Consider the following 10404-nt stretch of genomic DNA (forward strand, 5'->3'; position numbering starts at 1 on the left):
GTTTGGGTTCGCCTCCGGAAATGACCTTGATCCCTGGCCATAATCCGTAATACTGTATTTATATACAGTATCTGGCGAGAAAGGCATTATGGACACTCTCTTTTCTTATCACCCAAAACAAGTCATTGAATTACCTTTGTTTTTAGAACGCGTTGCCTGTGGTTTCCCCAGCCCGGCGCAGGATTATGTGGAAGATCGTCTCGATCTTAACCGGCTGGCAGTCAGACACCCCAGTGCGACCTATTTTATCAAGGTGAGTGGAGACTCCATGATTGGGGCGGGGATCGGCGACGGCGATCTGCTGGTGGTCGATCGTTCGTTAAATGCCGACCATGGGGATATCGTCGTGGCGTCGGTCGCCGGTGAGTTTACGGTGAAAGAGCTACAGACCCGTCCGGTTCTGAGACTTCTGCCGCATAATGCCCGCTATCAGCCGATTACCTTTCAGTCCGAAGAGGAGCTGCAGATCTTCGGCGTCGTCACCCACACGCTCAAAACGCATAAACATGTTCGCGCTGGTTGATGTGAATAGCTTCTACGCCTCCTGCGAGAAGGTATTCCGCCCCGATCTGGAGGGGAAACCCATCGTGGTGGTGTCCAATAACGACGGCTGCATTATTTCGCTGTCGCGGGAGGCAAAGCAGTTCGGCATAAAAATGGGTGAGCCGTATTTTAAATTCAAAGAGAAGCGGTTTCCGGAACGGGTTTACGTCTTCAGTTCGAACTATGCGCTGTATGCCGATCTCAGCAGTCGGGTCATGCAGACGCTGACCGATCTCGCCCCGGCAATAGAGATTTACTCCATCGATGAGGCGTTCGTGAACGTTTCAGGGGTCAGCCACTGCCTGTCGCTGGAAGCGTTCGGTCACCAGATGCGCACGCAGGTCTTTAAAAATACGGGCCTAACCGTTGGCGTCGGTATTGCTCCGACCAAAACGCTGGCGAAGCTGGCCAACTATGCGGCGAAACGCTGGGCCAGCACAGGCGGCGTGGTCGATCTCTCAGGCCGCGAGCGGCAGCGTAAGCTGCTGGAAAAGGTTCCGGTAGAGGAGGTGTGGGGAGTAGGGCGGCGCATCACGAAAAAGCTCAACGCTATGGGCATCACCACGGCGCTGGAGCTGGCGGAAGCGTCGTCCTGGGTCATCCGCAAACATTTCAACGTGGTACTGGAGCGGACGGCCCGCGAGCTGCGCGGTGAGCCCTGTCTTGATCTGGAGGAGTTCACCCCCACGAAGCAGCAAATCATCTGTAGCCGTTCGTTTGGACACCGTATTACCCAATATGAAGAGATGCACCAGGCCATTTGCGCCTACGCGGAACGCGCTGCGGAAAAACTGCGCGGCGAGCATCAATACTGTCGTTTTATCAGCGTATTTGTGCGCACCAGCCCGCACGCGGACAACGAAATTTATTACGGCAATCAGGCTTCCGTCACCCTGATGACGCCCACCAATGATTCGCGGGATATCATCCGCGCCGCCACGGAGGCGCTGGGGCGTATATGGCTTGACGGATATCGCTATATGAAAGCCGGGGTCATGCTGGCGGACTTTTTCAGCAGCGGCGTCGCCCAGCTTAATTTGTTTGACGATAATCGTCTGCGCGCCAACAGCGCGGCGCTGATGGAGATGATGGACAGCGTAAATCATTCCGGCAAAGGGAAGATATGGTTTGCCGGGCAGGGTATTGAGAAATCCTGGGCGATGAAGCGTGAGATGCTGTCACCGGCCTATACGACGCGGTACGCCGATTTGCCGGTGGCGAAGTAGAAGATGGTTGCGTTATTTCTTTTGCACCAACCAGGTTGCCGCAGCCGTCAGCACGCCGATCCACGGCATTTGGCCCGCACCGGCCAGGAAGTTGTGGCGATCGATCTCGTTATTTTTACGGATATCGGCAAGGCGGGTAAGCGCCTCTTTTTCATCCGCGGCGCCAATCTCCTCAAACTGTTTTTCAAACCCCTGAGCGATGAGCTGAGCGGCCGCATCGATGTTTGCGCTCTCGATCGCAATCAGGTTCGGGCCTTTTTGGAAAAAACGGTAATCCGGCATAAGTGCTCCAGAAAGAGGAGGATACGGTAAAAACACTCTATTCCTGGCGGTTAAAAAATGCACGTGATTTCAGGGGGAGCAATCAGTTTTTCTTGAGTATTTCAGGCAGTAACTGCTCTATTACGCTGACGACCTTTCTGACGCGCTGCGGAATAAAGCGGGCGTCAGGATAGACGGCATAGAGGAAGCGATCGGGTAACCGCCAGTCGGGCAGCACCGGTACCAGCGTGCCCGCCTGCAGCGCCCCGGCCACGAGCGGTCGCTGCATGCCGCCGATACCCATGCCGGATTCCAGCGCCTGCAGCAGCGCGTCGCTGGTGTTGGCACGGAAAACGGTATTCACGTTGACCTCGACCGTTTCCTCGTCAGAAATCAGGCGCAGGGGGGCATCCAGCGGAATACCGCTGAACCGTACGTGTGGCAGCGTGGTCAGTTCGCTGACGGCGTGTACCGCCTGAAAACCGGGAGCGGCAAACAGCGCGGCTTCAATCCGCCCCAGTACGCGAGCCGCGTGCGCCTGCGGAGGCTCACTGCTCAGCCGTATCGCGACATCCACGCCCTCCGTCACCAGATCGGCAAGGCGGTCATCCAGGGAAATCATCAGCTGCAGTTCGGGATGCAGACGCTGTAGCGCCAGCAGATGCGGCAAAATGATCTGCCCCAGGCCGCTCGGTAACTGGACATGGACGCGCCCCTGAACGCGATGATCGGCAGGATGCAAACGCCTCTCCGCTTCCCCCATAGCGTCCAGCACAAGCTGCATATCACGCCGGTAACGTTCACCCTGTTCGGTCAGCTTCATCGTACGCGTCGTACGGTGCAGCAGCACCACGCCAAGCTCATCCTCAAGTGCTGCGATCTGCTGACTGACGGCGGACTGCTTAATACCGGTCTGCCGGGCGGCCGCCGAAAACGAGCCCGCTTCAGCGACGCGTAGAAAGGTAGAAATGGCGGTGAGCTTATTATTCATTTAATGATTCTGCTTATAAGTGCCATCGGTTTCAGGGTATATCTTCAGAAAAAATAATAGATCACACTGCGTCTGTCACCCCTTCCGGAGAAACACCATGAATAAGATGCAGCAACACAACGTCGCCCTGGTCGCGGGCGCCAGCGGCATTGTCGGCAGACAGCTGGTCAACACCCTTCTGCACCATCAGTGGGAGGTGATCGGTCTCAGTCGCCACGCGGTAACCCACCCGGACGGCATTCCCATGGTGAACGTCGATTTACTGGATGCGCAGGATACCGCGCGGGCGCTGGACGCCCTGGACGGTGTCACCCATATCTTTTACAGCGCCTGGGCGAACGCGGCGAACTGGACGGACATGGTTGAGCCGAACGTCACCATGCTGCGTAATCTGGTCAGCACCCTCGAAAAAACGGCACCTTTGCAGACGGTAAGCCTGATGCAGGGGTACAAAGTCTATGGTGCGCATCTGGGGCCGTTTAAAACCCCGGCGCGGGAAAGCGATCCCGGCGTGCCGGGGGCTGAATTTAACGCCGCGCAGCTCGCGTGGCTCAGCCAGTTTCAGCGGGGGAAAGGCTGGCACTGGAATGCCGTCAGGCCGGGCGTGGTGGGGAGCGCGGTACCGGGCAATGCCATGAACCTTGCGCTGAGTATCGCCCTGTACGCCTCCCTGTGCAGGGCGCAGGGTTTACCGCTGCGTTTTCCCGGTTCGGAACAGGCCTGGCACAGCATCGTCGATCATACCGACGCCGGGCTGCTGGCCGAGGCCACGCTATGGGCCGCCGCGTCACCTGCGGCACAGAATCAGGCGTTCAACGTGAACAATGGCGATATCTGGCGCTGGAGCGAGCTGTGGCCGCGCATCGCACGCTGGTTTGAACTGGACTCTGCGCCGCCGGTGAGGCTGTCATTTCATCAGCTGTTTAACGACTATCGCGGCGTATGGCGCGAGCTTGCCGAAGAGGGGCTGGCGGAAGCGGATATTTTGCAGCTGAGCGACGGGCATTTTGCCGATTTTGTCTTTGGCTGGAATTACGACATGTTTGGTGACGGGAGCAAGCTGCGCAGGGCGGGCTTCACGCAAATGCAGGCCACCGATGAGATGTTTTTCCGCCTGTTCGCGCAGCTGAGAGCCGCGCGGATTATTCCCTGATGAGCCTGGGCGTCCTGGTGCAGGCCAGGACGCCGGGTGCTTACTCAACCGTTAACGCATTCACAACCTCGGCCACGCTTTTCACGCTGTGAATATTCCCAATCCCCGTGCCGAGCGCGATATAGCCTTCATCGGTGTTATCTTCCAGCATGCCCAGGCGCAGGCCCCGCAATCCTCCCATCGCCTTGCCCAGCGCGTCGTTGCTTGCGCCTGCTTTATCCATCGCCGCTAGTTTTTCCGCCAGCCTGCCGGGAAGAGCGCGGTAGTAGTGGGGCACGGTGCGGAAAAGCAGCAAATCGAGACCGTTGGCGGCAACGATTTTCTCTTTGACCCCCTGCGGCACGCGGCTTTCTTCCGTGCTGATAAAGACCGACCCGGCAAACACGCCTTCCGCGCCCAATGCATGGGCCGCTCTGGCGGTGCGATTGTCGGTAATGCCGCCCGCGGCCATCACCGGAATGTGCTTCACGGCATCGGCAATCAGCGGCACGATGGAAAAGGTGCCAAGCACCGTTGCGGGTAACGTCCCGCCCTCATCAAAACCGGTGGCGACGATAATGTCAGCCCCCATTTCTTCTGCGAGGCGGGTGTTCTCAGGCGTTGGGTTGATGTCGCGGTAGATAATGGCGATACCCGCTTCTTTTAACTCGCGGAACAGCGCGGGAATAATGCTGCCTTCCCCATAGCCCGTATACACCACGGCCCTGACGCCTTCGTCTTTCACCACCTGAAGAATAGGCCCAGTCCAGACGTCATTAACGGCCGTGGGGATCAGGTTCACGCCAAAGGGTTTCTCGGTCAGTCGTTTGGTTTTACGAATTTCTTCGCGCATTTTTTCGGCGGTCTCTTCCGGCGTGGAGACCGCGGTGTCGGCGGTTAAACCGGCATTGGGTCCCAGCACGCCGAGCCCTCCGGCATTGCTGACCGCTGCGACCAAGCGGGCATCCGTGAGCCAGGATAACGGCCCCTGAATAACAGGTTTTTCGATGCCCAGGATCTGACAAATACGGTTATTTTTCATAGCAGACTCTCCCTTACGTTTGAATGGGGAAGAGTGTAGGGCGCAGGATTGTTAGGAAAAATAGCCAAAAATATTCATCACTGTTATAAAATTAATAACAATCATATTATCCTGCTCGCGGCAAAAGCATTCCTTATGCAAATAAACCTCTTTGAATCTATTCGAATTTTTATTGAAATTGTCGAGTCAGGCAGCCTTAGCCAGGCGGCGGAGAATCTGCAGATCCATCGCCCGGCAGTCACCAAAGCGTTACAGCTTCTGGAGCAGCACAGCGGCACCCGGCTACTGCAGCGCACAACGCGTCGGATTAGCCTGACCCCGGATGGGGAGGCCTTTTATCGCCGGAGTAAACCCCTGCTGGCGCAGGCGGACGAATTACTGGAGTCGTTTGGTACGGACCGGGCAATACACGGCCAGCTGCGTGTGGATATGCCGGTCTCTTTTGCCACGCTGCGGGTCATACCTAATCTGCCTGATTTTTATCGTCAGCATCCTGAGATCGACATCATTCTGAGCAGCTCTGACCGCCGTCGGGATATGCTGCGGGATGGCCTGGACTGCGTGCTGCGCGTGGGAGAGCTGGAGGACGGTGACTACATCGCGCGCAAAATCGGGAACATCAAAATCACGACCTGCGCCAGCCCGGCCTGGCTGGCAAAACACGGTGCGCCAGAAACGCCGGATGATTTACGCAAACATCAGGCCATCAACTGGATTAATAACCGCAGCAGACAAATTCATCCGTGGACGTTTACCACGCCAGAAGGCATCGCGGAAATTACCTTGCCCGGTAAGCTTGTCGTGGATAACTCCGAGGCCTACATCGCGGCAGGTCTGGCCGGGCTGGGGTTAATGCAGGGGATGAATCTCTTTCTTCAGCCTTACATAGACCGTGGTCTTCTGGTTGAAGTCCTGCCGGACTATCGCTCGCCGGACCGCAAGCTGTCACTGCTCTATCCACACCGCCACCTCTCCCGGAAGGTGCGGGTCTTTACCGAGTGGCTGGAGAGTCTGGTGTGAAAGCGGCCAGCTCGTGACACAGCGCGCCAATCTGCTCCACGGCGTTCAGCAGGCGGGGCGTAGGTTCGTTTGCGCAGTTCAGCCGCAGAAAGTGCGTTAACTCTGCGGCAGGGGAAAACAGGGGGCCAGGGCTGACGCCAATGCCCAGCGCCAGCGCGCGACGGTGCACCTCCAGCGCGTTGACCCGCTGAGGCAGTTCAACCCACAGCAGGAAACCGGCAGCGGGTACGTTAACGCGCGTACCGGGCGGAAAGCTCGCCTTGACCTGCTCCACGACGGCGTGAACGCCCTCCGCGATCCGGCGCTTCAGCCGCCGCAGATGGCGATCGTAGTCGCCGCTCGCCAGAACCTCGCTCGTCGCCGCTTCCAGCAGCGGGGCGCCAGCCCATTCTCCGGCCATGCGCGCCTGTAAGACCTGCGGGGAGTAGCGTCCGGCGGCGATCCAGCCGATTCGCCATCCGGGCGCAAGCGTTTTAGACAGGGAACTGCAGTAGATCACATTCCCGCTCTGGTCGAACGCCTTGCAGGCCGGAGGGCGTTGCCCCTCGCCGACCAGGTCACCGTAAACATCGTCCTCAATCAAGGGAATACCTGCCTCTTCCAGCAGGGCAACCAGTTCCTGCTTGCGCGCGACGGGCATGCTGGCACCCAGCGGGTTTTGCACGGTGGGCGAGGCCAGAACGGCCGCAGGGCGGTGGCAGCGAATGGCGTCCGCCAGCGGTTCCAGCAGCAGGCCTTCCACAGGGTCGGTGGGGATCGCTAAGGCCTTCAGGCCTAAATCCTCCAGCAGCAGGAGCGTGCCAAAGTAGGCTGGCTGCTCAATCGCCACGACGTCACCCGGCTGGCACACGGCCCAAAGAGCCAGGCGCAGCGCCTGCGTCGCGCCTGCGGTAATAATGAGATCGTCCGCGCCGAACCGGGCTCCCCACTGGGCAGAGCGCGCGGCAATCTTGCTTCGCAAATCCCGCCTTCCCGGAGGCAGGCTGTAGCTCTGTCCATGCGCGTCCAGACGACGGCCCGCAGAGTGCAACGCCCGCTGCAGCGCATCTCCCGGCAGCCACGCGGGATCGGGCAGGGCGGCGCCCAGCGGGATCAGACGGGCTTCTGCACTGCTGAACAGCGACCGGGCCACGGCGGATAGGGTGACGGGGACCGGGCCCGGAGAGGAACGCGCGGGCTCCGCATGCGCAGGCTGGCTGGTCTGACGGATGTAATAGCCTGAACGCGGGCGCGCAACGATCAGCCCTTCAGCCTCCAGGCAGCGAAGGGCCTCCAGCGCCGTCGGAAGGCTAACGCGCTCGCGTTCGGCCAGTTTGCGCGCGGAGATCATCCTGTCACCGGCGCGCAGCGCGCCGGACGTAATGGTAAGACGCAGCATATCCGCAATACGGCGATAGTGAGGAGAGGACTGGGACGGGGCAGACATGGGTAACTGTTCAGGCTAATTTTCGATAAAACTGACTATACAGCCAATGATGCGCGCCATCTATAGTGTCCGGCATGTTCAGGACAAGGAGGCATTATGCACAGCGATAACTTCAACATTTCCACCTATTTCAAACGCATAAAATACACCGGACCGGCGGCTGCCGATACGGCCACACTGCATGCGCTGATGCGCCATCAGCTCTTTTCCGTTCCCTTTGAAAATCTGGACGTTCAGGCGGGTAAAATTGTCTCGCTGGCGCCGGACGACATTGCCGATAAGGTGTTAACGCAGGGGCGCGGCGGCTACTGCTATGAGGTAAACGGGCTTTTTGCCATGGTGCTGGCGGCGTTAGGGATCCCTTACCGTTTCGTGGCGGCGCGCCCGATGTTCTACCCCGTGCGGCGGCCGAAAACCCACATGGCGATCGTCGCTGAGGTAGATAGCCGACAGTGGCTTTGCGACCTCGGGTTCGGCAGCTACGGCATTCGTGCGCCGTTGGCGCTGGACACGCTTGATGTGGATATCACGCAGGATTTCGACACGTTTCGGCTAAGCCGCAGCGCGGAGGGCGAATATCTGCTTGAGGCGAAGGTTGAGGGAGAGTGGGCCCGGCAGTACGGCTTTGATCTCACCCCTCAGGAATGGATTGATTTCGTCCCGGCCAACTACCTTAACTCCACGCACCCGGATGCCATCTTTGTGCAGAAGCGGGTAGTGGTGCAGCACAGCCCGGAGGGACGCCAGATTTTGCTGGGCGATGTGCTGAAAACCATCACGGCGAACGGCACTGAAACGCGGAAACTGGCGGAGGATGAAATCCGCCATGTCCTGAAAGACCGTTTTGCGCTGACCGCCGCGTAATCTACTTGGGAACGGTGGAGCCTCAGCGCAGTACGTCTTTTGCGGCGTTGCGCTGAGCGCCCCACCGTAACAGCAGGCTAAACGACGCGGGTAACACGGTCAGCGTCACCAGCGTCGCGACCAGCAGCCCGCCGATAATCGCATAGGCCATTGGCCCCCAGAAGACCTGATGAGAGATTGGGATCATGCCCAGGATGGCGGCGCAGGCGGTCAGGCAGATGGGTCTGGCCCTGTGCTCTGCAGCCGCCATAATCGCGGCATCGTTTGCCATCCCCTGAGCAAGATTGCTGTCAACCTCGCTAATCAGTATCACCGCGTTGCGCACGATCATCCCCGCCAGGGCGATGACGCCCAGCAGCGCGACAAACCCCATCGGCGTGCCGCCGGGCAGCATAGCCAGCACGATCCCCGGCAAGCCAAACGGGGCCATCAGGAGGGCCAGCAGCATCCGGGAATAACGCCGCAGCTGGAGCATCAGCAGCAACAGCATGATGATCAGCGTTACCGGAAGAACGGTAAAGACGGAGCTGTTCCCCTTATCCGATTCGGCAACCGCGCCGCCTTCTTCAATGCTGTAACCAGCGGGCAGGTTCGCGCGCAGCTTGTCGACCGCCGGACGCAGCGCCGCGGATACCGCTTCAGCCTTCAGCCCCGGGGCAAGATCCGTTTGCACCGTGATGAAGGGCACGCGCTGCCGACGCCAGACGACCGGATCGTCCACGCCCCAGACCGGCGTCGCGACGGCGCTGAGCGGAATTTTTTTACCGTCATTCCCCTGAATCGTGAGCGAGGAGAGGGTGGCGGTGCTGTGACGTGCATCGTCCGTGGCCCGCAGCACCACGTCGACAAGGCGGTCATTATCCCTGATGGAGGTGACAACGCTGCCGGACCAGACGGTGTTCAGCGTGCGGGCGAGGCTTTCTGACGATATTCCCGCCGCCCTGGCCGCCGTCTGATTTACCTTTAAGGTAATGACCCTCTCCGGCTCTCCGGCCATCTGGTTAACGTCGCGTGAGAGCGGAGACCGGCCAATCGCGTCCGTGAGACGGTCCGCAAACACCCGGACCTGCAGATAATCAGGCCCGCTCACCCGGTATTTGATGGGCCAGCCGACGGGCGGCCCCAGCTCAAGGGGCGACACGCGCGTGATGATGTCGCTAAATTGCGTCGCCAGGATCCTGTTCAACTGGGCATGCAGACGATCCCGCGCCGCAAGATCCTTCGCGACCACAACCATCTGGGCGATGTTTTCATTTTCCAGCAGCACGTCCATCGGCAGGTAAAAACGGATGGAGCCGGACCCGACGTACGTCGAATAGCGATCGATATTGCTGTTTCCGGCCAGCGCTTTTTCCAGCTTTTCCACCTCTCTTAGCGTTTCCGGCTGCGACGCGTTGGCCGGAAGCGTCAGGCTGACCAGCAGCTCTGGCCTGTCCGAAGCGGGGAAAAACTCGCCCTGCATAAACGTCGTGCCGTACGCTGACAGCCCCAGCGCGGCAAGCGCAATCAGCACGGTAGCCACTCGGTGACGCAGTGCCAGGCGTAAAAGTCGTCCGTACCCGCGCGCGATCCTGCCGGGGCCTGCCGCGTGATGTCTGACTTTTTCCGGCAGCAGCCACGTGCCCGTCAGCGGCGAAAACAGGATCGCGACAGCCCAGGAGCAGAGCAGGGCAATGAGCACCACCGCAAACAGGGAAAAGCAGTATTCACCGGCGCTGGAGGCCGCAAAACCAACGGGAATAAAGCCGGCAATCATCACCAGAGTCCCGGTGAGCATCGGGAAGGCCGTCGTTTTGAATGCATGGGTGGCCGCGTGCCGACGGGAATCCCCCGCTTCCAGCCGGGAGACCATCGTTTCGACGGCGATCATCGCGTCATCCACCAGCAGGCCCAGGGCAA

At 59.5% G+C, this 10404-nt stretch carries 10 protein-coding genes; 5 read left to right on the plus strand and 5 right to left on the minus strand.

Annotation, left to right across the window (positions count from 1 at the left end; all coding sequences use genetic code 11):
• Window positions 1-88: 88 nt before the first annotated feature.
• Both umuD and umuC read left to right on the plus strand, forming a co-directional pair.
• A complete protein-coding gene (gene umuD / locus LA04_RS14620) occupies window positions 89-523 on the plus strand; it encodes a translesion error-prone DNA polymerase V autoproteolytic subunit (RefSeq protein ID WP_047652179.1) in 435 nt (144 codons plus the stop codon).
• Entirely contained in the window at window positions 507-1769 is a 1263-nt protein-coding gene (gene umuC, locus LA04_RS14625; RefSeq protein WP_047652180.1) for a translesion error-prone DNA polymerase V subunit UmuC, read from the plus strand. Before umuD ends, umuC begins: the two co-directional genes overlap by 17 nt.
• Window positions 1770-1781: 12 nt before the next feature.
• Here the strand turns inward: umuC and LA04_RS14630 are convergent, their stop codons facing one another.
• Window positions 1782-2051, minus strand: a complete 270-nt coding sequence (locus LA04_RS14630; protein ID WP_047652181.1) for a hypothetical protein — start codon at window positions 2049-2051, stop codon at window positions 1782-1784.
• A gap of 82 nt (window positions 2052-2133) precedes the next feature.
• Window positions 2134-3021, minus strand: a complete 888-nt coding sequence (locus tag LA04_RS14635; RefSeq protein ID WP_047652182.1) for a LysR family transcriptional regulator — start codon at window positions 3019-3021, stop codon at window positions 2134-2136.
• 97 nt (window positions 3022-3118) lie between these two features.
• Here LA04_RS14635 and LA04_RS14640 point away from each other — a divergent pair, with 97 nt between their 5' ends.
• Window positions 3119-4174: an SDR family oxidoreductase gene (locus tag LA04_RS14640; protein ID WP_047652183.1), complete on the plus strand. Its 1056-nt coding sequence runs from the start codon at window positions 3119-3121 to the stop codon at window positions 4172-4174.
• Between the two features lie 40 nt (window positions 4175-4214).
• Here LA04_RS14640 and LA04_RS14645 read toward each other — a convergent pair whose 3' ends face one another.
• Window positions 4215-5195, minus strand: coding sequence for an NAD(P)H-dependent flavin oxidoreductase (locus LA04_RS14645; protein ID WP_047652184.1), 981 nt, complete (start codon window positions 5193-5195; stop codon window positions 4215-4217).
• Between the two features lie 135 nt (window positions 5196-5330).
• Here LA04_RS14645 and LA04_RS14650 point away from each other — a divergent pair, with 135 nt between their 5' ends.
• On the plus strand, window positions 5331-6215 hold the full coding sequence (locus LA04_RS14650; RefSeq protein ID WP_047652196.1) for a LysR family transcriptional regulator: 885 nt from the start codon (window positions 5331-5333) through the stop codon (window positions 6213-6215).
• On the opposite strand, the gene LA04_RS14655 is transcribed toward LA04_RS14650, so the two are convergent.
• The gene (locus LA04_RS14655) at window positions 6187-7641 is read right to left on the minus strand and encodes an aminotransferase-like domain-containing protein (protein ID WP_047652185.1); all 1455 of its coding nucleotides are present in this window, start codon (window positions 7639-7641) and stop codon (window positions 6187-6189) included. The two genes, LA04_RS14650 and LA04_RS14655, sit on opposite strands and share 29 nt — an antisense overlap.
• Window positions 7642-7737: 96 nt before the next feature.
• Between LA04_RS14655 and LA04_RS14660 the strand changes: the two genes are divergently transcribed.
• Window positions 7738-8505: an arylamine N-acetyltransferase family protein gene (locus tag LA04_RS14660; RefSeq protein WP_047652186.1), complete on the plus strand. Its 768-nt coding sequence runs from the start codon at window positions 7738-7740 to the stop codon at window positions 8503-8505.
• Between the two features lie 22 nt (window positions 8506-8527).
• Here the strand turns inward: LA04_RS14660 and LA04_RS14665 are convergent.
• A partial coding sequence (locus LA04_RS14665; RefSeq protein ID WP_047652187.1) for an efflux RND transporter permease subunit occupies window positions 8528-10404 on the minus strand: 1877 nt, incomplete at its 5' end.

Origin of the sequence: Enterobacter sp. UCD-UG_FMILLET (assembly GCF_000762975.1) — a bacterium.
Lineage (GTDB): Bacteria > Pseudomonadota > Gammaproteobacteria > Enterobacterales > Enterobacteriaceae > Enterobacter > Enterobacter dykesii.

Excerpts from the sequence above, each read along its gene's own strand:
- umuC (WP_047652180.1), top strand. The coding sequence starts at position 507 with ATGTTCGCGCTGGTTGATGTGAATAGCTTCTACGCCTCCTGCGAGAAG.
- LA04_RS14645 (WP_047652184.1), bottom strand. The coding sequence starts at position 5,195 with ATGAAAAATAACCGTATTTGTCAGATCCTGGGCATCGAAAAACCTGTT.
- LA04_RS14635 (WP_047652182.1), bottom strand. The coding sequence starts at position 3,021 with ATGAATAATAAGCTCACCGCCATTTCTACCTTTCTACGCGTCGCTGAA.
- LA04_RS14655 (WP_047652185.1), bottom strand. The coding sequence starts at position 7,641 with ATGTCTGCCCCGTCCCAGTCCTCTCCTCACTATCGCCGTATTGCGGAT.
- LA04_RS14630 (WP_047652181.1), bottom strand. The coding sequence starts at position 2,051 with ATGCCGGATTACCGTTTTTTCCAAAAAGGCCCGAACCTGATTGCGATC.
- umuD (WP_047652179.1), top strand. The coding sequence starts at position 89 with ATGGACACTCTCTTTTCTTATCACCCAAAACAAGTCATTGAATTACCT.
- LA04_RS14660 (WP_047652186.1), top strand. The coding sequence starts at position 7,738 with ATGCACAGCGATAACTTCAACATTTCCACCTATTTCAAACGCATAAAA.
- LA04_RS14650 (WP_047652196.1), top strand. The coding sequence starts at position 5,331 with ATGCAAATAAACCTCTTTGAATCTATTCGAATTTTTATTGAAATTGTC.
- LA04_RS14640 (WP_047652183.1), top strand. The coding sequence starts at position 3,119 with ATGAATAAGATGCAGCAACACAACGTCGCCCTGGTCGCGGGCGCCAGC.